Here is a 22,162-nt window from a genome sequence, read left to right as displayed (position 1 = left end):
GGCCACACTCAGTCCGGCCAACGTTACAGCGCTGCAAGGGCTTCCCGCAGTACCGGTGCCAAACGGCGGACGCCTTCCTTGATGGCGCCGGGCGGAACCGCGCTGAACGCCAGCCGCAGCTTGTTGGACGGCGCATCAGACGGGGTGAAGGCAGCCCCGGGGATAAAGACGACACCGGCGTCGATCGCCTTCTGCAGCAGGGGATAGGTGTCCACGCCTTCCGGCAGTGTGACCCAGACGAAGAAGCCGCCTTCCGGGCTGGTCCAGCTGGTGCCAGCGGGCATGTGTTCGTCCAGGGCCGCGAGCATGGCAGTGCATCGTTCGGCGTACAGTTCCCGGTAGGTCTCGATCTGGCCCTTCCAGTCATAGTCCCTGAGGTAGGCGGACACCAGCATCTGGTTCAGCGTCGGCGGGCACAGCGTCACGGATTCGGATGCAAGGTAGTAGCGCCGCTGAAGGTGCTCCGGGACTAACGCCCAGCCGATGCGCAGGCCGGGGGCAAAGATCTTGGAGAACGATCCCATGTAGATGACATCGGCGGGGTTGGCCGCGCGGAGCGGTTCCAGTGGTTTCCCGTCGTACCGGAGGAGCCCATAGGGGTTGTCTTCCAGCACCAGAATATTCGCGTTCCGGCATATATCAACAACCCGCTGACGGCGTTTCTCCGCCAGGGTAATCCCCGAGGGATTGTTGAAGTTGGGGATCGTGTAGAGGAACTTGATGTTCTTCCCTGCCGTCTGGAGCGCGGCGATTCTGGCCTCCAGCAGCTCAGGCACCAGGCCGTCGTCGTCCATCTCCACCGTGGCCACCTCCACCTGGTAGGCCTCAAACGTGTTGAGGGCGCCCACATAGGTGGGATTCTCCACCAGCACCACGTCCCCCGGGTTGCAGAAGACCTTGACGGCCACATCCTGGGCCGACTGGGAGCCTGCGGTGATCACGACGTTCTGCGGGAGCGCATCCAGGATTCCTTCGGCCGCCATCACCTCGCAGACCTGGGTGCGAAGTTCTTCGGTACCCTGCCCGCCGCCGTATTGCAGGGCGGTGAGCCCCTCGTCGGCGATGATGCTTGCAGCCGTGGCGGCCAGCCGCTCCAGCGGAAGGGATTGCAGGTAGGGGCTGCCCCCGGCAAGGGACACCAGCCCGGGGCGCATCGAGATGTCAAAAACGTCCCGGACCGCCGATTGCTTAATGTTGGCTGCGCGTTCCGAAAACAGCGCCTCGTGGGGATGGGCGGCGCGGTGGGCGGACGTGGCCGCGCGCTCGATGGCATCAATGGCTTCGGCCGGTAGCTGCACTGCGCCGGCATCAAGTGTTTCGTGGCTCACATCCTCAGCATACAACCGAAAGTTGCTGATCAGGCAACATCTGTTGATCCATTGGCCTAGTTGAGGCGCAATGCTTCGGCGAGCCCCACGCCGTTGACGTAAACGTCGGCGCGGATTGCGCCCACCGACGCTACGGCAGTCTGTGTGAGCTGGGCCTCGATGCGCGGGATGTCGCACACCCCCGCTGGACGGATCGAGCCGGACAGGTAGACCGTCACAGACGTACCGTCGAAAGTGCCGGACAGGAACGTCAGGGTTGAGCCGGACAGGGAGTTGTACAGCCCTGGCGTCGGTTCTGCGGCTCCGTCCAGCAGGGCGCGCATGGCGTTGGCCAAAGGTTCCGCGGATCCGGCCACGGTACGGCGGACGCCTGCCAGGCTGTCGTTGCAGCCAAAGCGCACACCTCCGGCCCCGCCGTCGTCCAGCAGTACGTAGTAGGCGGTCACCGCCTGGAATCCGGCGGACAGGCCAGGGGCTGGCACGGCCGGGGGCGGCGCCGAGGGCTCCGGAGCCGGCGATGGGCTTGCCGCCTTAGGTGCGCCGGGTGCAGCACCGCCGCCGGTCGAGGCAGTCCCGGGCGAAGCCGGTCCGGACGCTGGACCGGTGCCCAGGCTCCGCTCCGGTGTTGCCGTAACCCCGTCTGACGCTTGGCTTGAAGGCCCGGGGGGCGAGCCGGAGGACGGGCCGGTGGCCTCGGCGGGCGCACCGGTGGCTGGCGGGGGCGCCTGCGGCTGCGGAACTGGAACCAGGGGCTGCTGGGCGCGGTCAGGGCGTTCAAGCGTAGTTGCACCGGCCGGGAAGCTGCTGCCGGTACGCGGGTTCGAAGCGGGGGCGCAGCCTCCCAGCCACAGCGTAAGAGTGAGTGCTGCCGCCGTCGCCATCAGCTTTCCGGCGCTCTGCCTGCCTGCCATCTCTGCACCGCGTTCCCGTCCCCAATGCTTTCCGTGCATTTAACGTTACGGCGGTCCCTCCGCCCTGGAAATGCCGGCGCGGTACCGGTTGGAACAAGACTTGGTCACGTGCTCGGTGGCTGGTCCCGTTCCTGCTCACGGCGAGATAACAAATGCCCCGGACACCTTTCGGTGGCCAGGGCATTTGGCTGTTTATGGCCGCTGCGTGCGGCTGCCTTACGCTGCCGGCTGGGCGGCGGCGAGTGCGTCAAAGACGCCCTTGATCTGCTCCACTACCTCGGCGTCGTCCTTCGGGTGCAGCTCGGCGAAGCGGACCATGGAGCCGGGGACTGCGAGCTTGACGTCCTCAAGCACCTGGGCGCCGGCAATGCCCACAGCCTTGCGGGCTTCGTCCTGGGCCCACACGCCACCGAACTGGCCGAATGCGGTACCGACGACGGCGGTGGGCTTGCCGGAGAGGGCGCCGGCGCCGAAAGGGCGGGACAGCCAGTCGATGGCGTTCTTCAGCGATGCGGGCACCGTGCCGTTGTGTTCCGGGGTCACCAGGAGAAGGGTGTCCGCTTCGTTGGCGGCCGCGCGGAGGGCGGCGGCAGCGGCGGGAACCTGGCCTTCGACGTCGATGTCCTCGTTGTAGAACGGGATGTTGCCCAGGCTTTCGTGGATGACTACGTCAACCTGCTCGGGGGCGTTCAGCTGGATGGCTTCGGCGAGCTTCTGGTTGGTGGACTCGGCGCGGAGGCTGCCAACAAGGGTAAGAACGGTGCTCTTCGACATATGGACTCCTGGGGTCAGGCTGCGGACGGGACCGCTGGCCGGTGGAAGGGTGGAGGCTTGATGCCTTCATTGTCTAAACGGACCGTAGTCCGATTATTATTCCCGGGACTAGGATATGGACTGTGAGCTTTATCCCACTGCTACCCGGTTCGCTCTCCGGGCCGCCCGCTGAGCGCAGTGACGCTGCGCGGAACCGTGAGCGGCTTTTGTGCGCGGCGCGGGAGCTGATTGCCGAGTGCGGCCCGGATGCCCTGACCATGGACAGGCTGGCCGAGCGGGCCGGCGTGGGCAAGGGCACCGTCTTCCGCCGGTTCGGCAGTCGCGCCGGGCTGATGATGACGTTGCTGAGCGATTCCGAGGCCGCCTTCCAAGCCCGATTTATGTTCGGCCCTCCGCCACTGGGGCCGGGCGCTCCGGGGCTGGAGCGGCTGATCGCCTTCGGTGCGGAGCGGATCGCGTATGTGATGGAGCACGGGGACCTGGCGAGGGCTGCTGAGTCTTCGCACCACGGCCGCTACGAGGTCCCGGCAGTCAAACTGTGGCAGCGCCATATCGAGCACCTCCTGCGGGAATCAGGCATGGATGCGGACCCGTTGCTGATGGCCATGTCCCTAGCCGCCACGCTGGATCCGGACCGGCTCCTGCACGCGGTCCGCGCCCAAGGTCTGGCGCCCGAGCGGTTGACCGATTCCTGGCGGGACCTTGTCACTCGCGTGGTCCGCGGGCGGTAGGTTACGCCTAAATCTGGCGAATCGTCCAGTCACATCAATTCCACTGAATTATTCATAACAATCTGATACGGCGGGCACGGATTCCGCGCAGGTGCCCGCATTCCAGACGCTACTCTGTGGTAGTTTCCTCTGGAATGTGACCCGCAACATAGTCCACCCGGACTTAACCTGAGCTGGTCGCGGGAGACCGGCTACACGCTGGTGGAAACCCGGTGGCGGCGAGACCCGTTGCGGGCCGGGGAAATCGGAAGGATATGGAACGTGGATGCAGTGAAGGCAGGAACTCCGTTGCCAGCCCAAGGTGACCCCTTGGAGTGTTCGTCCATAGTCCAGGTGGCAAAGATCCTGAAGTAGCTGCCAAATGATCAGGTACCTCGCCAAGCGCGGCATCACCTACGTCTTCATGATTTTCCTGACCACGTCTGCCGGCTATTTCCTGGCGGTAAGTTCGCTTAAGCCGGCGCTCCTCGAACAGGAACGGATTCCCCGTCCCACACCCGAGCAAGTAGCCAATTCCATGCGCCTGAAAGGCCTGGACCCGGACCTCAGCCCGTGGGAGCGCTACGTGGAGTGGCTCACCGGGATCGTGACCCGCTGGGACTGGGGACGCAGCCCCAACGGCGCATTCATCAACGCTGAATTCGGGGACCGCGTCTGGATCTCCACCCGGCTCTTCCTGGCATCCATCGTCCTGACCCTTGTCATCGGCGTCGCCCTCGGGGTGTACTCGGCGGCCCGGCAGTACAAGTTCCAGGACCGGGTGATCACCTCCTACAGCTACCTCGCGTACATCGTGCCCGCCCCCATTGCCTACTTCCTGGTGCAGCTCGGTGCCATCAACATCAACGAAACCGTCGGGGAGCGCATCTTCTTCGTGACCGGCATCTCCACGCCGGGCATGCAGCCCGGGTGGGCCCAGTTTGTGGACATGGTGGGTCATTATGCGGTTCCAACGATCGCCATCACCCTGGTCGGCTGGGGTTCGTACCAGATCGCGCAGCGCCAATACTTGCTGGACAACGTCAATGCGGACTTCGTCCGGACGGCGCGCGCCAAGGGGCTGACGCGCAACCAGGCCATCACCCGGCACGCGCTCAGGGTTTCCTTCATCCCGGTCGCCCAAAGCATCGCGTTCACCATCCCTGCTATCTTCGCCGGCGGCTTCTTCGCGGAGAAGATCTTCGCCTGGCCCGGAGTGGGCTCCTGGAGCATTGACGCCATCTCGCTGCAGGACGTTAACGCGGCCACGGCCACCCTCGCCTACGGCTCGGTCATCTTCGCCCTCGGCGCCATCCTCGCCGACTTCGCCACCACACTTGTGGACCCGAGAGTGAGGGTGCAGTAGCCATGACCAACCTCAACGCCATTGATCCGGCAGCGGTCGCGCAGGAAGCGCACCTCGAAAGCGCCGATGTAGTGATTGCCAAGTCCACCATCATTTTCCGGCGATTTATGCGGAACAAGACAGCCGTCGCAGGGCTGGCGATCTTCCTTGGCCTGACCCTCTTCTCCTTCGTCGGCGGGTTCTTTACGCCTTGGGACAGGGAAACTCTCGACCCCTTCAATATCGGCATGCCGCCGTCCGGTGACCACTTCCTGGGCACGTCGCAGGCCGGCATCGACCTCTACGCCATGACCGTCGAAGGCACCCGGATCTCCATCCTGATCGGACTCGTTGTGGGCCTCGTGTCCGTCCTGATCGCCGCGGTCTACGGCTGCACCATGGCCTACTTCGGCGGAAAAGTGGACAAGGTGATGCTCTTCGTCCTGGAGGCGCTCATCATGATGCCCGCCCTGCTGGTGGTGGCGGTGGCCACCAGCGGCGGAGGGGACGGCCTGAAGAAGAACCTCCCCAGCTGGCTCCTGCTGATCATCGTGCTCCTGGTGTTCAGCTGGATGGGGACCGCGCGGCTTATCCGCTCGATGTCCATGTCGCTGATGCAGCGGGATTTCGTCAAGGCGGCCCAGTACATGGGCGTCCCGCCGCGGCGCATCGTGTGGCGGCACCTGGTCCCCAACATCGGATCGCTGCTGGTCCTGGACATCACCCGCGGCGTCACCGGGGCCATCCTGGCCGAAGTGGCTTTCTCCTTCATTGGCATCGGCATCAAGGTGCCGGATGTGAGCCTCGGCGTGCTGATTGGCGGCGCCACGTCCCAGGTCCAGACCTTCCCCTGGATGTTCTGGGTCCCGCTGACCGTGATGTTCCTGCTCACGGGGTCCCTGGCCATGATGAACGATGGCCTGCGTGACGCTTTTGATCCGAGCTCCAGCTCGGTTGGCCGGGCCAAGAAAAACAGCGCAGAGACGAAGAGCAAATGAGCACCTTCCTTGAGCCGGCTGACCCGGCCCCCACCGCCGCCGAGAGGCTCCACGTCGCCGGCCTCCACTCGCCGTCGGACGCTGTCCTGTCCGTCCGGGACCTGAACGTCAGCTTCAACTCCGAAAACGGGGCTGTGCATGCCGTTCGGGGCGTCAACTTCGACCTGATGCCCGGCAAAACCCTGGGAATCGTGGGGGAGTCCGGGTCCGGCAAGTCGGTGACGTCGCTGGCCATCATGGGCCTGCTGCCCGCCACTGCCCAGATCTCCGGCTCGGTCAGGCTCAAGGGCAAGGAACTGCTGGGCCTCAGCGACAAAGCCATGTGTGCCTACCGCGGCAACGACATCGCCATGGTGTTCCAGGACCCGCTGTCCTCCCTCACCCCGGTGTACACGGTGGGAGCCCAGATCACTGAGGCCCTCACCATCCACAACCCGGGCATGAGCAACGCGGCGAAGGAAACCCGCGCCGTCGAACTCCTGGCGATGGTGGGCATTCCCAGCCCCAGGAACAGGCTCAGGGCCTTTCCGCACGAGTTCTCCGGCGGCATGCGCCAGCGCGTGATGATCGCCATCGCCATCGCCAACAACCCGCGCGTACTGATCGCGGATGAGCCGACGACGGCCCTGGACGTCACCATCCAGGCCCAGGTGCTTGAGGTGCTGCATACGGCGCAGGAGGAAACTGGCGCCGCCGTCGTGATGATCACGCACGATCTGGGCGTGGTGGCGGGCATCGCCGACGACATCATGGTGATGTACGCCGGTAAGGCGGTGGAAACCGGCAGCGTGGATGACATCTACTACGATCCCCGGATGCCCTACACGATGGGGCTGCTCGGGGCAGTGCCCCGAGTGGACGTCGCGGAGAAATCCTCGCTGGTCCCCATCGACGGCATCCCGCCAAACCTCCTCCACACCCCCACCGGCTGCTCCTTCGCGCCGCGGTGCCCGCTGGTGACCGATGCCTGCCTCGACCGCGAGCCCTCCTTGGACCCGGTTCCGGGAAGTGGCTACCACCAGGCGGCGTGCATCAAATCCGGCTCCCTTGGCGCGGACGTGGATGTCCACGAGATCTTTTCCGCCCCGCCGGTCCCGGTCTCCAGCTTTGATCTGATCCCCCGCGGGGAACGCTCAACCGTCTTGGAACTCAAAGATGTCCGTAAGCACTTTCCGCTGACCAAGGGCGCCCTGCTCAGGCGGCGCATCGGCACCGTGAAGGCCGTGGACGGACTGAGCTTCGACATCCGCGAAGGCGAGTGCTTCTCCATCGTGGGGGAGTCCGGTTCGGGTAAAACCACCACCCTGCTCGAAATCATGGAGTTCCATAAGGACCAGGACGGCGAGGTGATCATCGGCGGCATCAGCAACAAGCAGGCCGCCGCCGCCAGGACCAAAAGCGCCATGCGCCGGGAAATGCAGATGGTCTTCCAGGATCCCACCGGCGCCCTCGACCCCCGTTTCACCGTCTACGAGGTCCTGGCCGAGCCGCTGCAGAACGCCGGACTCAGCAAGCCGGACATCAAAAAACGCATCATGGAACTGATGAAACTGGTGGGCCTGCAACCGGATCACGTCAACCGGTTCCCCAACCAGTTCTCCGGCGGCCAGCGGCAGCGCGTCGGCATCGCCCGGGCCCTGGCCGTGAACCCCAAACTGGTGGTCCTGGACGAGCCGGTGTCCGCGCTGGATGTCTCGGTCCAGGCCGGCGTGATCAACCTACTGGATAAGCTCCGCGCCGAGCTGGGCCTCAGCTACCTGATGGTGGCCCATGATCTCTCTGTGGTCCGCCATATCTCCAACCGGGTGGCGGTGATGTACCTGGGGAAGATCGTGGAAATCGGTGAGGTTGACCGGGTTTTCGACAACCCCCGCCACCCGTATACGCGCGCGCTGCTGTCCGCGATCCCGGTCCCCGACCCGCAGTTCGAGCGCACCCGGGAGCGGATCATCCTCCAAGGGGACTTGCCGTCCCCGTTGGATGCTCCGAAGGGCTGCAACTTCGCCACGCGCTGCCCCGTCTTCGCGGCGCTTCCCGCAGCGAAGCAGGAGCAGTGCCTGACGCTGGAGCCGCCGCTGGAATCCGTGCAGCCTGCGGGGGCGGTGCAGGTTGTGGAGGCCGGTCCGGTGCCCGCGCCGGACCAGCAGTTCGCCTGCTTCTTCCCGGACGGCGAACTGGACGAGCACATGCTGGCGGTCCACGAAACAGCGGAACCCCATGCACCCTAGATTTTTTCGACCCATCACAAACATCACCCGCACCTATGAAGGGAAACCCATGAGGAATCTGACCAAGATCGGCGGCGCAGCGGCCATTGCCGCAGCCTTGACGCTGACGGCCTGCGGCGGTGGAGGAACACCCACCGGACCGGAAACCGCTCAGGGGCAGGGGACAGGCAGCGACCTCGCCAAGCTCATCAGCATCAACGAGAAGCCGGCGGCGGATCTTGAGCCCGGCGGCAAGGTCACGCTGCCGCTTGGCAACATCGGGCCGGACTTCAACGGGTTCTCCAACAACGGCAACAGTGCGGACAACTCCGCCCTGCAGATCCCCATGAACCCGGTGGCCGTGAACAGCGGCGGCATCGGCGGCTGCTGGAAGGTCGACTTCGTCGGCAAGGCCACGCCGAACAAGGACTTCTGCGAGTCAGTGGAGAGCAAGGTGGTGGACGGCAAGCAGACCGTCACCATCAAGGTCAACCCGAAGGCCACCTACAACGACGGCACGCCGATCGACGTCAAGGCCTTCAAGAACACCTGGAACATCCTGAAGAGCCCGGATGCCGGCTACGACATCGTGAGCTCCGGAGCCTACGAGTTCGTTGAGTCAGTTGAGGCCGGCAGCAGCGACAAGGAAGTCATTGTCAAGACCACCCAGCCGGTCTACCCGCTGGATGCGCTCTTCTTCGGCCTGATCCACCCTGCTGTGAACACGCCTGAACTCTTCAACGAGGGCTTCAACGGCGAGATGCACCCCGAGTGGATGGCCGGACCGTTCAAGCTGGACCAGTACGACACCGCAGCCAAGACGGTTACGCTGGTTCCCAACGACAAGTGGTGGGGCACCAAGCCGGTCCTGGCAAACGTCGTCTTCCGCCAGCTGGAGACCAGCGCACAGATCGCCGCCTTCAAGAACGGCGAGATCGACGCCATGTCAGCCAACACCATCTCCCTCTACAAGCAACTGGAGGGTACCAAGGACTCCGAGGTCCGCCGCGGCCAGCGTCTCTTCGCCGGCGGCATGAACATCAATGCCAAGAAGATCACTGACGTTGCCGTCCGGAAAGCCATGTTTGCCGCCGTCGACCGCGACGCCCTGCGCAAGGTCCGCTTCAACGGGCTGAACTGGGAGGAGCCCAGCTCCGGTTCCATGATGTTGCTGCCGTTCTCCGACTACTACCAGGACAACTACCCCGTTAAGGAGGCCGGTCCGGATGCAGCCAAGAAGGTACTGACCGACGCCGGCTACAAGGCCAACGCCGCCGGAATCATGGAGAAGGACGGCAAGCCCGCCGCCTTCAAGATCAGCAACTTCGGTGACGACCCCACCACCCTTGCCTTCACCCAGACGCTGCAGAAGCAGCTGCAGGCAGGCGGCATGGATGTTGGCATTGACCAGCGCGCCTCTGCCGACTTTGGCAAGGTCATGGGCGGACGCGATTTCGATGTTAGCGTTTCCGGCTACACGGTGGGCCCGGACGCCACGGACGCCGTCAAGCAGTACTACGACTCCAAGACCGACCTGAACGGCCTGGGCGATGCCGAACTGGACAAGAAGATCGCCGATCTCGCCTCCATCGAGGACAACGCCGAGCGCAACAAGGCAGCCATGGACGTTGAAAAGGAGCACATGGCGAAGTACTTCTCCATGGGTGTTGTGATGAACGGCCCGCAGATCTCCTTCGTCCGCACCGGCCTGGCCAACTACGGCCCGTCCCTGTTCCAGAGCCTCTCCCAGGTTCCGGACTGGTCCACCCTGGGCTGGATCAAGAAGTAATACTTCCCGCCTAGACTGCGCCATCTGAATAAACGCTGCACGCGAAGGCCGGCACAACCCGCACACGGGAACTGCCGGCCTTCGTTGTATTGCGATATCCGGGCCGGCGTGGAGGTAACTTTGCTCTATGACCTGGACTGAACCCGAACGCCGTATCCGCACCGCCGTCGTCGGCTATGGCCTGTCCGGCAGCGTTTTCCACGCGCCGCTCATCGCGGCAGATCCCCGCTACTCGCTGGACGTTATCGCCACGTCCGACGCCGGGAGGCAGGCTGCCGCGACGCGGCGGTACCCGGGCGTCAAAACAGTGCCCGACGGCGACGCGGTGCTTGCGCTGGCCGGTGACCTTGACCTTGTGGTGCTGGGGACCCCGCCGGCCACTCACTTTCCGTTGGCAAAGGCCGCGCTGGAGGCTGGGCTGGATGTTGTGGTGGACAAGCCTTTCGCCGTCAGCAGTGCCGAGGCGCTGGAACTGATCGCCCTCGCGCAGCGGCTGGGCCGCGTGCTCACGGTCTTCCAGAACCGGCGTTGGGACGGCGATTTTTTGACCGTGCAGAAGTTGCTGGCCGGCGGAGCGCTGGGGAGCGTGACCCGCTTTGAATCCAGCTTTGAACGCTGGTCCCCGGACATCTCGAAGGCCTGGAAAGCCAGCGCCACAGCAGCGGATGGCGGCGGCGTGGTGTTCGATCTCGGCACGCACCTTATCGATCAGGCGCTTTTGCTTTTCGGTCCAGCTACCGTGGCCTACGCGGAACTGCAGGCGCGGCGTCCGCACGAGAAGGTGGACGATGACGTCTTCCTGGTGCTCAACCACGACTCCGGGGTGACCAGCCACCTGAGCATGAACATGCTCTGCGCCCAGCAGGGTCCGCGGTTCCGCATTCTCGGATCCGCTGGCGGGTTCACCAAGCACGGGATCGATCCGCAGGAACCGTACATTGTTGCCGGCGGCGGCCCGCTGGACCCCGAATACGGGGTTGAAGCACTGGAATGGGCAGGGTCCCTGGGCCGCGACGGCCACCTCAATCCACTGCCCACCGAACGAGGCGCCTACCCCGAGTTCTACAGGCTGCTGGCAGCCAAGATCGACGACGGCGGCACCACCTCAGCGCTGCTCCTCCCGGTAGACCCGGCAGACGCCGTCGAGGTCCTCAAATTAATAGAAAAGGCACGCGAACTGGCCGCTGTAAGGGATTAACCACAAACGCCGAACGGCAGCCATCCAGAAAGCGTGCTCCCCACCAGCACCCCAACCTCGCAAGCTCGGCCAGGGAACCCTGCTGGCGTGGGCCCTAGCGACGGAGGAGCAGCACGCCGAGGATGTGTGTCGTCCAGCGCAGCGGGACGAACCTAGTACTACGCAGAAACCAGTTCGTGCCAGTCCGCCACGAGGGGCAGGTTGTGTGCCTCGGAGACGGAGTGGTGTGCCACGTGGCCGCCGGCGATATTCAGGCCGGCGGCGAGGGCCGGGTCCCGGTCGAAGGCGGCCCGGACGCCCAGGTTGGCCAGGGCCACTGCGTAACGCAGGGTGACGTTGGTCAGCGCGTAGGTGGAGGTGTTCGGAACTGCGCCGGGCATGTTGGCGACGCAGTAGAAGATCGTGTTGTGGACCTTGTACGTCGGTTCCTGGTGCGTGGTGGGGTGGGTGTCCTCGAAGCAGCCGCCCTGGTCCACGGCGATGTCCACCAGCACGGAGCCGGGCTTCATGCGGGCCACGAGTTCGTTGGTGACGAGCTTGGGGGCCTTGGCGCCGGGGATCAGGACGGAGCCGATCACCAGGTCTGCGTCCACCACTGACTTTTCGATCTCGTACTTGTTGGAGGCCACGGTCTTGAGCCGGCCCTGGTACTGGGCATCGAGTTCGCGCAGGCGGTTGATGTTGATGTCCAGGATGGTGACGTCGGCGCCCAGGCCCAGGGCCATCGCGGCGGCGTTGGTGCCTGCCACGCCGGCGCCGAGGACAACCACCTTCGCCGGGCGGACACCCGGTACGCCGCCCAGCAGGACGCCTTTGCCGCCGGCGGGTGCCATCAGGGAGGTGGCGCCTACCTGCACGGAAAGGCGCCCGGCAACCTCGGACATGGGGGCCAGCAACGGCAGCGTGCGGCCTTCCTGCACGGTCTCGTAGGCGATCGCGGTGACGCCGGAGTTGATGAGTTCCTGCGTGAGTTCCGGCTCGGCGGCCAGGTGGAGGTAGGTGAAGAGGATCATGCCCTTACGGAAGCGGTGGTACTCGGCCTTGATGGGTTCCTTGACCTTCATGACCATGTCGGCCCGGCCCCAGACATCATCTGCCTCGGCCACGATTTCGGCGCCGGCGATCGCGTATTCCTCGTCCGTGATCCCTGAGCCCAGGCCGGCGCCGCGCTCCACCAGGACCGTGTGGCCGTGGGTGCGGAACTCGTGAACGCCGGCAGCGGTGATGGCGACGCGGAATTCGTTGTTCTTGATCTCTTTGGGGACACCGATGATCATTTGTGGCTCCATATTCTCAGGGCGGGTAGGCCCGAAATTGCGGGGGAAGTTGTGATTCCAGAATAAATCCGGTTGTGACCCAACTGACAGGAAAGCAAGGCCGGCGGCGTCCAGGCTCCGCGTCAGTTCGGGTTTTTCTAGTTTCATTGCTCGACATATGTACAGCGTGAGAACGTCAGGTGTCGCCTGCTGTTCGTTCGCCGGGATGCTGGCTGGAGCAGTAGTGTTACCCCATGCAGCAGGACGTGGAACAACTCGTTGAGCAGGTGGCGCAGAAGCTAGGGCGGGGACTGTCCCTGGAGGACCTTGACGGACTGCTGCTCGCTTACAGCTCCAACCAGTCCCATGCGGACCGGGTCCGGGTGAACTTCCTGTTGAGCAAGCGCGTCCCGGCCGATGTCAGCGCCTGGCAGCTTTCCCACGGCATCGCCACGGCGGTCCGCCCGGTAGTGATTCCCGCCAACCAGGAGCTCGGGATGCTGGGCCGGGTGTGTGTTCCCTTGATGGTGCGCGGATTCCGTGTCGGCTACCTGTGGGTGCAGCAGGACTCGGCAGAGGAAAATCCGACGGCGATCCTCACGCAGTTGCCGGATGTGGCACCTCAGGTGGAGCGGCTCTCCGGCCTGCTGCTGGAGTCCAACACGGCCGAATCCGAGTTCAGGAGGGGCCGCGAACGCGAGTTCCTGGCAGCCTGTTCAGGCGATGCCAACGCCGTGGCCGCCGTGGCGGGGTGGAAGGAAATCCAGGGCAAGGGGCCGTGGCAGATGGTCACAGTGCTCGACGCCGATGGCTGGGCCGGCGGTCCGGACCCCATCGCCTCCATGCTGATCCACCGGTCGGCGGCGCTGCAGGCGACGGTTGGAGTGGACGTGGCACTTTTCAGCGCCGGCACGGAAACCCACTCGGTGGTGCTGTTCCGTGAGACGGTGGGCCGGGCCAACCATGCCCAGGTACTGGTCCACTACCAGCTGGAGTTGGCCAAGCGTTCGGGCCGGCCGGTGCACCGCATCATCCTTGGCATCAGCGAGGGTTTTGCCAAGCCGCGGGAGCTTGCCGAGGCGTACGGGCAGTCCCGGCTGGCGGCGCAGGCGGCAGCCGTGGACCCCCAGCTCGGCGAACTGGTGGACTGCCGTGCCACCGGGGTGTACCAGCTGCTGGCATCGGCGGGAGGGGGAGCCGGGGCCTGGGCTGACTCCGGGTCCGTTTATATGCGAATGCTGGAGGACCACGACCGCAACGATGAGCTGCTCCCCGTTCTGGAGCTCATCTATGACAACGACGGTTCGGTCCAGGACGTGGCCACCAAACTCCACCTGCACCGCAGCAGCATCTACAACCGGCTGGGCCGCATCCGGCAGCTCCTGGGCGTGGACCCGCTGAGGGGGATGTCCCGGCTGGAACTCCATGCGGCACTGAAAATGCGGCGCTGGGCGTCGCGCCCGCGGATCTAACGCGCGGAGGCGGCCACCCCGGGGGCAGCCCACTCCGGATCCAGCCCTGAGCTAGGCCTGCGCTGGCTTCTCCTGCTGATCCAGTTTCTTCTGCCGTTCCAGCCAGGCCATGATGGCCGCGAGCCTGATCCGGCGGTGTGTGCCGCGGTATTCCACAGGAATCTCGCCGCGATCGGTCATGTTGCGCAGGTACGTGTGGGAAATCCCGGCGAGTTCGGCGGCCTGGGATGTGGTGAGCATTTCCTCCACACTGCTCACGGTCACCGCTTCGCCGCGGCTGAACCGGCTGAGGATGTCCACGACGGCGTCCCTCGCCTGGGGCGTCAGCCGGTGGACGGTTCCGTCCACAAAGACCGTGATGTCATTGCCGCCCGTCAGGGCCCGTTGAAGTTTCCCTGCGTCCTCGGGTGGAAGCGCAGCAGTCATTCTCGGAGCTATCAGTGCCATGCCAGAAGCCTAACCCGCGCGCTTCCGGGCGGCGGCTGTAAGCTCGCGGGGTGAGGCTCAGTGATGGTAAGGACATTGAATCCGGCGGACTGGCGGGCAGGCTGTACCGTTCCGTGGCGCCAGTGGGCGATGTGGCGCGACCGACGTATGTCCTGCTCCACGGGATCGGCGTTTCCCACCGCTACTTCGCGCGGCTGCACCGGGAGCTGGCGCTCGCAGCTGATGTCTACTCCTTCGATCTCCCAGGGTTTGGCGACGCGCCCAAGCCCCGGCGCCAGGTGCCGGTGGGTGAGTATGCTGCTTTCGTGCGGGCTGCGCTTGCCGAAGCGGGGGTAACGGCATGCGTCGTGATCGGGCATTCCATGGGAACCCAGCATGCCGTCGAACTCGCACTCCAAGAGCCGGAACTCGTGGCCGGCGTAGTTCTGATGGGCCCCGTGGTGGACCCCCGCCGAAAGTCAGTTGCGCGGCAGGCGCTGGCGTTGACCCGCGACGCCATGTTCAGCGAGAGCCCGTCCGCGAATGCCATCGTTTTGGCGGACTACTTCCGGGCCGGCCCGCGCTGGTACTTCACCGAGTTGCCCGTAATGATGCGGTACCCCCTTGAGGCCAGGATCCGCGGAGTCAGCCAGCCGCTGCTGGTGCTTCGCGGCAGCCAAGACCCAGTGGCCGGGCGCGACTGGTGCGAGAGGCTGGCCGCCCAGGCCCACCAGGGCAGCGCGACGGAGATACCCGGCCATGGCCACGTTTTCCAGCACACTGCCCCGGGGACGGTCGCCGCCGCGATCACCGGGTGGGCCCCTATTCGGCGTCGAGGTCCGTTTCCAGGAGCTTGACCAGCGAATCCAGGGCCGCGTCCGCTCCGTCACCTTCAGCCCGGAGCACCACAACGTCGCCCTTGGCGGCGCCCAGAGTCATCAGCGACAGGATGCTCGAAGCGTCCAGTGCGTCGTCCTCAGGGTCGCCCTGCATGGCGATGGTGACTTCCACTCCCACGTTTCCGGCGGCGTCCGCAAACAGCGCAGCGGGGCGCGCGTGCAGGCCGGAGCGGCTGGCGATGGTGGCGATGCGTTCTGGCATTGTTCCTCCTGGCGGGTGCTTCTTGGTGGTTGGTGGGCTGGCTGTCTGGAGCTGCAGGCGCTTAGAGGCCGAGCTCTTCGAGGACGGGCAGCTTTTCCCGTACCCAGGCCTTGGCTTCGGTGGCGCTGGGCGCGGAGAGGGCCAGTTTGGCCAGCTGCTGCGCCTCTGCCAGCGTGACGGTCTTCAGTACCGCGGCCACAGCGGCCAGGGACCGCGCGGTCATGGACAGCGTGTTGACGCCCAGCCCCGTAAGTACGACGGCGAGGGCCGGGTCAGCGGCCGCCTCCCCGCATACGCCCACGGGCTTGTTGTGGCCTTCCGCTCGGGAGCCTTCCACTGTCAATCCCACCAAACGCAGCACGGCCGGCTGCCAGGGCGTGTTGAGGTTGGCCAGGGGGCCCAGCTGGCGGTCGGCCGCCATGGCGTACTGGGTGAGGTCGTTGGTGCCCAGGCTTGCGAAGCCCACCTCGCGCAGGATGGCCTCGGCGGTGAGCGCGGCGGAAGGCACTTCCACCATCACGCCGGGCGTCTTGATGCCGGCGTCGGCGCACATTGAGGCGAAGCGGGCCGCCTCTTGCGCCGTCGAGATCATTGGGGCCATGACCCACACGTCCGCTTCGGACTGCTTCTCGGCCAAGGCGATCGCTTCCAGCTGGCGGTCCAGCACACCGGGTGTGGTGAAGTCCGTGCGGTAGCCGCGGACGCCCAGGGCCGGGTTGGGCTCCGTGGAGTCGGTCAGGAATGGAAGCGGCTTGTCGGCGCCGGCGTCGAGCGTTCGCAGAACCACTTTCTTTCCTGGGAACGCATCAAAAACGCTTTTGTAGGCAGCGGCCTGTTCCTCAACGCTGGGCTCGGAGTCCCGTTCGAGGAAGCAGAATTCGGTGCGGAAAAGGCCCACACCCTGGGCGCCCAGCTTCGCGGCCGCCTCGGCGTCCTTGCCGCCGCCAACGTTGGCGAGCAGCGGCACCAGGTGGCCGTCCGCCGTCGTGCCCGTGCCGCTGAACTCCGCCAGCAGGGAAGCCGTGGCCGCCCATGCTTCCGCTGCGGCACGTAGTGACTCGTCGGGCTCAGCCGTGATGGTGCCGGCCGCGCCGTCCACATAGACGTCCGTGCCGTCCGGGAGTTCGTCCACGCCTACGGCTGCCACCACGGCAGGCAGGCCAAGGGAGCGGGCGATGATGGCGGTGTGGGACTGGGGGCCGCCGCCCGCTGTAACGAGTGCCAGCACTTTGTTCGGGTCCAGGGTGGCGGTGTCCGCCGGTGCCAGGTCTTCGGCGACGAGGATGAATGGCGTGCTGGAGGTAGGGATGCCGGGCGCGGGCACCCCGCGCAGCTCGGCGACGATCCGGGCGCGCACATCCAGGACGTCGGTGGCGCGTTCGGCCATGTAACCGCCCAGGTTGTGAAGCATTTCAGCAACGGAGGAACCGGATTCCCAGATGGCGCGCTCGCTCGAGAGGCCGCGGGCAACGAGCTTGGCCGCACCCTTTATCAGCATGGTGTCCTTGGCCATCAGTGCCGTGGCTTCCAGGACTGCTTTGCCGTCTCCGGATGCGTGGGCGGCCCGGGCCTTCAGTTCGTCGTGGACGGCCTGCGAGGCTGCCTTGAGCGAGGCCGTGGCTTCCTCGGCGGAGGTACCGCCGGCCAGCTGCTCGCCTGCGGGGGGTTCGCTGATCGGTTTGGGCATCTGCCGGATGGTCCCGATGATGCGGCCGGGGCTGACGCCAACTCCTGGGAAGTTCTGCACTGAAGGTCCTCATTCTCTGCCGGTAGCCAGGCCCGCCTAGGTTCTCCGGCGCCATGCCGGGGCCGCCGCGACCACTATGTGCGAGGGCGGAAACGTGCCTGAAAAAATTATATGTGATTCAGTTCATATAGCAATGCTATAGGTGATAGGGTAGCGGCTATGAGTTTGGATGGCCAGCTTCCCCCCAAAATGCGGCTATTGCATGCAGCCGCCGAGTTGCTTGCAAAATCCGCCGGAGCATCCGTGTCCACTCGCCAGATCACGCAGCTGGCAGGGGTAACGGCGCCCACCCTGTACCACCACTTCGGTGACAAGGAAGGCCTTTTCGACGCCGTCGTCACCGCAGGTTTTGAGGAGTATGTCGCGGGCGAAAGAGACTTCGCCCCGTCCGGAAATCCATTGGAGGATATCCGGAGGATGTGGGACAACCACGTCCAGTTCGGACTTAAGCAGCCGGAACTGTACCTGGTGATGTTCGGCAATATCCGCCCCGAAAGCCGCCCCGCCATCGTCGCCGATGCCGAGGCGCTGATGGAGGAGATGCTGAACAAGGCTGCGGCAGCGGGCCAGCTGAATGTCCAGCCACGGGAAGCGGCCAGGTCTATCCTGGCCGCCAATGTGGGTGTGACGCTCATGCTGATTGCGGAGCCCGCCGCCGAACGTAACCTCGAACTGTCCACCATGACCCGGGACGCCATGATCTTTGCGGTGTCCGCGGCACAAGCCGAAGGGGCGGCCACGGAAGACTCCGCAAGGTCCTCTGTGGTGGTGGCAGCGATTGCCCTGAATGCCGCGCTTCAGGCATCGCACTCCGACCAGCTCTCCAGCTCGGAACTCAAACTTTTCCTCGAATGGCTTCACCGTATCTCTACCAGCACGTCGTCGTAAGTATCGAATCCAGCCTGCACAGCCGCAGGAATGACGGTTAGGAAAGCACATGGCAACACAGACAGTTGCAAAACCCCGCACCAGCGTGCGGGTCGGCGTCCAGAAGTTCGGGACGTTCCTGTCCGGAATGATCATGCCCAACATCGGCGCGTTCATCGCCTGGGGCCTTATTACCGCCCTCTTCATTGAGAAGGGCTGGATTCCCGTACCTGCCCTTGGCGGTTTCGGCACCAATGCCGAGGGAGTTCCCTATGTAGGCCTGGTTGGTCCTATGATCAAGTACCTGCTGCCGCTCCTGATCGCCTACACCGGCGGCCGGATGGTCTACGACGTCCGCGGCGGTGTGGTGGGCGCGATCGGCACCATGGGCGTGATCGTCGGCGCCGGCATCCCGATGTTCATCGGCGCCATGATCATGGGCCCCCTGGGCGGCTGGACCATGAAGAAGATCGATCTCCTGTGGGAGGGCAAGATCCGCCCGGGCTTCGAAATGCTCGTGAACAACTTCTCCGCCGGTATCTGGGGTGCGCTGCTGGCGATGCTGGGCTTCTACGGCATCTCGCCGCTGGTCCAGGCCTTCAGCACCGGGGCCGGGAACGTGGTCCAGTTCCTGGTCAACAACGGCCTCCTGCCGCTTACCAGCATTTTCATTGAACCTGCCAAGGTGCTGTTCCTGAACAACGCCATCAACCACGGCGTGCTGACTCCGCTGGGCATCCAGCAGTCGCTGGAACAGGGCAAGTCCATCCTCTTCCTGCTCGAGGCGAACCCCGGTCCGGGCCTCGGCATCCTGCTGGCGTACATGTTCTTCGGCCGCGGCCTCGCCAAGGGCTCCGCCCCTGGTGCCGCCATCATCCACTTCTTTGGCGGCATCCACGAAATCTACTTCCCGTACGTCCTGATGCGCCCGCTGCTGATCCTGGCCGCGATCGCCGGCGGCATGACGGGTATTGCCACCTTGGCCGTCACCGGCTCCGGGCTGGTAGCGCCGGCTGCGCCTGGCTCGATCATCGCAGTACTCGCCCAGACCTCCCGTGACAGCTACGTCGGAGTGATACTCGCGGTTCTGCTTGCTACCGCGGTGTCCTTCCTGGTGGCCTCGGTGATTCTGAAGACCACCAAGCACAGCGACGAGACGGAACTGACCGACGCCACATCCAAGATGGAAGCCATGAAGGGCAAAAAGAGCTCCATCTCATCCATGCTGACCGGCGGCGGCGGCGCTGGTTCAGGGGTGGGCACGGCCGTCCTCGCCGGCCCCATCAAGAACATCGTCTTCGCGTGCGACGCCGGTATGGGCTCCAGTGCCATGGGAGCATCCGTGCTGCGGAACAAGATCAAGGCGGCCGGGTTCCCGGAAGTCAAGGTCACCAACGCCGCTATCGCCAACCTCAGCGACACCTACGACGTTGTGATCACCCACCAGGACCTGACCGAGCGCGCCAAGCCCGTCACCTCCAGTGCTGCGCACTTCTCCGTGGATAACTTCATGAACAGCCCGCGGTATGACGAGATTGTGGAGCTGGTCAAGGAGCACAACACCGAAGGCGCAACGCCCGACGCCGGTGCTGCTGCCGGCCACGGGGCCCACGTCGCCAGTGCCCCAGTGGACGCGGTACCGGCCGTTGGCAGCGGTACGGCACCAGTCGCGGCTGCGGAGACTGCGGCGCCGTCGGACATCCTCGTGGCCGACAGCGTCATCCTCAACGGCACCGCCACTTCCCGCGACGCCGCCATCGACGAAGCCGGGCAGCTCCTCCTGGCCCGAGGTGCCGTGGACGAGGGCTACCTCGCGGCCATGCACGAACGCGAGGAATCCGTGTCCACCTACATGGGCAGCTTCCTGGCCATCCCGCACGGCACCAACGCCGCCAAGGACCACATCCTGAAGTCCGCGGTGTCAGTCATCCGCTACCCGGACGGCATCGACTGGGACGGCAAGCAGGTCAAGTTCGTGGTTGGCGTGGCGGGCATCAACAACGAACACCTCCACATCCTTTCCTCCATCGCGAAGGTCTTCACCAACAATGCCCAGGTGGCCCAGCTGGAAGCAGCCACGTCCGCTGAGGAAGTCCTGGAGCTGTTCGGAAAGGTGAACGCATAGTGAAGGCAGTACATTTCGGAGCCGGGAACATCGGCCGCGGCTTTGTGGGGCTGCTGCTGCACCAAGCCGGTTATGAGGTGGTGTTCGCGGATGTCGCGGACGCGCTTATCGACCAGCTGGCGGCCGCAGACAGCTACAACGTCCACGAGGTGGGGGAGAACCCCACCCTCCGGACGGTGGACAACTTCCGCGCGCTGAACTCCGGCACGCAGGAAGCGGAGCTGGTACGGGAAATCGCGACGGCGGACATCGTCACCACCGCCGTGGGGCCACACATCCTGAAGTTCGTGGCGCCCGCCATTACCAAGGGCATCGCGGCGCGGGCTGCCGGGCTGGCGCCGCTGCAGGTCATGGCCTGCGAGAACGCCATCAACGCCACGGACATCCTGCGGGCCGAAGTCGGCGCGCTCTGGGACGACGCCGCCGGCCCCCTGGATTCCCTTGCGGTGTTTGCGAACACCGCCGTGGACCGGATTGTGCCCAACCAGGAGCCGGGGCAGGGCCTGGACGTCACCGTGGAGACGTTCTACGAGTGGGTCATCGACAGGACCGCATTCGGCGATGCTGCGCCGGTGATTCCGGGCGCAACGTTTGTGGACGAGCTCTCGCCCTACATCGAGCGGAAGCTCTTCACCGTGAACACCGGCCACGCCTCCGCCGCGTACTTCGGGTTCGAAGCAGGCCTCGAGAAACTCTCCGACGCCATGGCCGACCAGGACGTGGCAGAGGACGTCCGCGCGGTCCTGGAAGAGACCAAGCAGCTCCTCGTGGCCAAGCACGGCTTCAACAACGACGAGCAGGAAGCCTATGTCCAGAAGATCCTGGCCCGGTTCTCCAACCCGCACCTGCCCGACACCGTGAACCGGGTGGGCCGCGCCCCCATGCGCAAGCTCAGCCGGCACGAACGGTTCATCGGCCCCGCGGCTGAACTGGCCGAACGCGGGATCGTGCCCGAGGCGCTCCTGGGTGCCATCGCCGCGGCACTGCGCTTCAGCGACCCCGCTGACGCCGAGGCTACCGAGATCGCGCAGATCCTTGGGTCCTCATCGGCGCAAGACGCCACGGCCAGGATCACCGGGCTGGCCCCGGAGCACCCCCTGTTCGCAGCCGTGTCCACTCTGGTGGAAGAACGCCAGGCGGAAGAGGCCAAGGCACCCGCCTAAACCCTCTCTCACTTCCTGCGGGTTTTTCGGAAACCCTCTCGCAATCACGACGCCGGCACTCACCTGAGTGCCGGCGTCGTGCATTACCTGTTTTGGTGACCCGCGCGCATCAGGAGTCCGCCTTCGTCGCCAGGGCAAGCGCACCGTCCAGATGGGGCATGACCAGTGAGGCGGCTATCAAGGCAGCGGAAAACGGCAGGAAAAACAGGGTGACCAGCTGGAAGACTATTTGCAGGACCATGCCCAGCGCCTGTGAGTAGGCCGGCCCGAACAGCAGTGTTTGCATGATTTGAGGTGCAAGGATGATCGAGACGGCGCCGACGGCGCCCACAATGATTCCTGTCCGCAGAGTTGTTGCCGGCAGACAGCCATGCCGATGGAGCCTGCCAGGAGGATGGGCCGGCGGCCGATCCGTTCCACCAGGGCGATGGCCACCAGCGTGACCAGGATGTTGGTGATGGAGGTTGCCACCGAGATGGTGAGCGAGCCCTTCTGGCCGGACAGCGCCGCCGGCGGTGGTGGCGAAGAGTGCGTCGGACAGGAGCGCGGCGAAAATACCGGTGGTGATGGCCAGCTGCTGCAGCGATGCCCAGGCCACCCACCAGGCGCCAGAAAATCAGGTTCCAGACGCCGAAGGCGAAGCCGAACAGGACGCCGCCTACCGAGCCTGCGAGGGCCAGCCAAGATCACCTGCTGCGGGATCTTGGCGGTTGTCTGCTCCTTGGCGGCGGGCCGCCCCGCCGTC

The 22,162-nt window shown here is 65.1% G+C and carries 19 protein-coding genes and 1 pseudogene; 11 read left to right on the top strand and 9 right to left on the bottom strand.

The features are described 5' to 3' along the window. Window positions 1–23 precede the first annotated feature (23 nt). The 3 genes from ACQCS0_RS00470 to ACQCS0_RS00460 all read right to left on the bottom strand — a co-directional run bounded on the left by ACQCS0_RS00470 (window position 24) and on the right by ACQCS0_RS00460 (window position 3,013). Window positions 24–1,328, bottom strand: coding sequence for a PLP-dependent aminotransferase family protein (locus ACQCS0_RS00470; protein WP_354155673.1), 1,305 nt, complete (start codon window positions 1,326–1,328; stop codon window positions 24–26). Between the two features lie 56 nt (window positions 1,329–1,384). Continuing rightward, window positions 1,385–2,239, bottom strand: coding sequence for a hypothetical protein (locus ACQCS0_RS00465; protein WP_354155674.1), 855 nt, complete (start codon window positions 2,237–2,239; stop codon window positions 1,385–1,387). 216 nt (window positions 2,240–2,455) lie between these two features. Further along, window positions 2,456–3,013, bottom strand: coding sequence for an NADPH-dependent FMN reductase (locus tag ACQCS0_RS00460; RefSeq protein ID WP_354155675.1), 558 nt, complete (start codon window positions 3,011–3,013; stop codon window positions 2,456–2,458). Window positions 3,014–3,135: 122 nt separating this feature from the next. On the opposite strand from ACQCS0_RS00460, the gene ACQCS0_RS00455 reads away from it, so the two are divergent. From ACQCS0_RS00455 to ACQCS0_RS00430, 6 genes are all read left to right on the top strand, one after another. Then, window positions 3,136–3,744 (top strand): helix-turn-helix domain-containing protein, encoded by a 609-nt coding sequence (locus tag ACQCS0_RS00455; RefSeq protein ID WP_354155676.1) that lies wholly within the window; start codon window positions 3,136–3,138, stop codon window positions 3,742–3,744. A gap of 361 nt (window positions 3,745–4,105) precedes the next feature. After that, window positions 4,106–5,089 carry an ABC transporter permease gene (locus ACQCS0_RS00450; RefSeq protein WP_354155677.1) on the top strand — a complete coding sequence of 328 codons (984 nt, stop codon included), beginning with the start codon at window positions 4,106–4,108 and terminating at the stop codon, window positions 5,087–5,089. A 2-nt stretch (window positions 5,090–5,091) separates the two neighbouring features. Next, on the top strand, window positions 5,092–6,066 hold the full coding sequence (locus ACQCS0_RS00445) for an ABC transporter permease (RefSeq protein WP_354155678.1): 975 nt from the start codon (window positions 5,092–5,094) through the stop codon (window positions 6,064–6,066). After that, window positions 6,063–8,294, top strand: a complete 2,232-nt coding sequence (locus ACQCS0_RS00440; RefSeq protein WP_354155679.1) for a dipeptide ABC transporter ATP-binding protein — start codon at window positions 6,063–6,065, stop codon at window positions 8,292–8,294. The genes ACQCS0_RS00445 and ACQCS0_RS00440 overlap by 4 nt, the downstream gene beginning before the upstream one ends. Before the next feature lie 49 nt (window positions 8,295–8,343). Continuing rightward, entirely contained in the window at window positions 8,344–10,062 is a 1,719-nt protein-coding gene (locus tag ACQCS0_RS00435; RefSeq protein WP_354155680.1) for an ABC transporter family substrate-binding protein, read from the top strand. Window positions 10,063–10,189: 127 nt separating this feature from the next. Then, window positions 10,190–11,260: a Gfo/Idh/MocA family protein gene (locus ACQCS0_RS00430; RefSeq protein ID WP_354155681.1), complete on the top strand. Its 1,071-nt coding sequence runs from the start codon at window positions 10,190–10,192 to the stop codon at window positions 11,258–11,260. A 158-nt stretch (window positions 11,261–11,418) separates the two neighbouring features. Here ACQCS0_RS00430 and ald read toward each other — a convergent pair whose 3' ends face one another. Next, a complete protein-coding gene (ald, locus tag ACQCS0_RS00425) occupies window positions 11,419–12,537 on the bottom strand; it encodes an alanine dehydrogenase (protein WP_354155682.1) in 1,119 nt (372 codons plus the stop codon). A 233-nt stretch (window positions 12,538–12,770) separates the two neighbouring features. On the opposite strand from ald, the gene ACQCS0_RS00420 reads away from it, so the two are divergent. Next, window positions 12,771–13,988: a helix-turn-helix domain-containing protein gene (locus ACQCS0_RS00420; protein WP_354155683.1), complete on the top strand. Its 1,218-nt coding sequence runs from the start codon at window positions 12,771–12,773 to the stop codon at window positions 13,986–13,988. A 51-nt stretch (window positions 13,989–14,039) separates the two neighbouring features. On the opposite strand, the gene ACQCS0_RS00415 is transcribed toward ACQCS0_RS00420, so the two are convergent. Next, window positions 14,040–14,435: a helix-turn-helix domain-containing protein gene (locus ACQCS0_RS00415; protein WP_354155684.1), complete on the bottom strand. Its 396-nt coding sequence runs from the start codon at window positions 14,433–14,435 to the stop codon at window positions 14,040–14,042. 50 nt (window positions 14,436–14,485) lie between these two features. On the opposite strand from ACQCS0_RS00415, the gene ACQCS0_RS00410 reads away from it, so the two are divergent. Then, window positions 14,486–15,271 carry an alpha/beta hydrolase gene (locus ACQCS0_RS00410; RefSeq protein WP_354155685.1) on the top strand — a complete coding sequence of 262 codons (786 nt, stop codon included), beginning with the start codon at window positions 14,486–14,488 and terminating at the stop codon, window positions 15,269–15,271. Here the strand turns inward: ACQCS0_RS00410 and ACQCS0_RS00405 are convergent. After that, window positions 15,237–15,515, bottom strand: a complete 279-nt coding sequence (locus ACQCS0_RS00405; RefSeq protein WP_354155686.1) for an HPr family phosphocarrier protein — start codon at window positions 15,513–15,515, stop codon at window positions 15,237–15,239. The two genes, ACQCS0_RS00410 and ACQCS0_RS00405, sit on opposite strands and share 35 nt — an antisense overlap. Before the next feature lie 61 nt (window positions 15,516–15,576). Beyond that, on the bottom strand, window positions 15,577–17,262 hold the full coding sequence (ptsP, locus tag ACQCS0_RS00400; RefSeq protein ID WP_354155687.1) for a phosphoenolpyruvate--protein phosphotransferase: 1,686 nt from the start codon (window positions 17,260–17,262) through the stop codon (window positions 15,577–15,579). Window positions 17,263–17,421: 159 nt separating this feature from the next. Between ptsP and ACQCS0_RS00395 the strand changes: the two genes are divergently transcribed. The 3 genes from ACQCS0_RS00395 to ACQCS0_RS00385 are packed head-to-tail and all read left to right on the top strand — an operon-like array spanning window position 17,422 to window position 21,417. Next, the gene (locus ACQCS0_RS00395; RefSeq protein WP_354155688.1) at window positions 17,422–18,150 is read left to right on the top strand and encodes a TetR/AcrR family transcriptional regulator; all 729 of its coding nucleotides are present in this window, start codon (window positions 17,422–17,424) and stop codon (window positions 18,148–18,150) included. Between the two features lie 49 nt (window positions 18,151–18,199). Further along, window positions 18,200–20,254 (top strand): PTS mannitol transporter subunit IICBA, encoded by a 2,055-nt coding sequence (locus ACQCS0_RS00390; protein ID WP_354155689.1) that lies wholly within the window; start codon window positions 18,200–18,202, stop codon window positions 20,252–20,254. After that, window positions 20,254–21,417 (top strand): mannitol-1-phosphate 5-dehydrogenase, encoded by a 1,164-nt coding sequence (locus tag ACQCS0_RS00385; RefSeq protein WP_354155690.1) that lies wholly within the window; start codon window positions 20,254–20,256, stop codon window positions 21,415–21,417. Before ACQCS0_RS00390 ends, ACQCS0_RS00385 begins: the two co-directional genes overlap by 1 nt. Before the next feature lie 109 nt (window positions 21,418–21,526). On the opposite strand, the gene ACQCS0_RS00380 is transcribed toward ACQCS0_RS00385, so the two are convergent. After that, on the bottom strand, window positions 21,527–21,748 hold the full coding sequence (locus ACQCS0_RS00380) for a hypothetical protein (protein ID WP_354155705.1): 222 nt from the start codon (window positions 21,746–21,748) through the stop codon (window positions 21,527–21,529). 32 nt (window positions 21,749–21,780) lie between these two features. Further along, a pseudogene (locus ACQCS0_RS00375) lies at window positions 21,781–22,094 on the bottom strand (MFS transporter); the annotation flags it as partial. Window positions 22,095–22,162 lie beyond the last annotated feature (68 nt).

It is taken from the genome of Pseudarthrobacter sp. S6, from assembly GCF_050156575.1.
Taxonomy (GTDB): Bacteria; Actinomycetota; Actinomycetes; order Actinomycetales; family Micrococcaceae; genus Arthrobacter.
The sequence above is the reverse complement of the archived record's forward strand: the minus strand, read 5'-3'. Positions and strand labels throughout refer to the sequence as shown.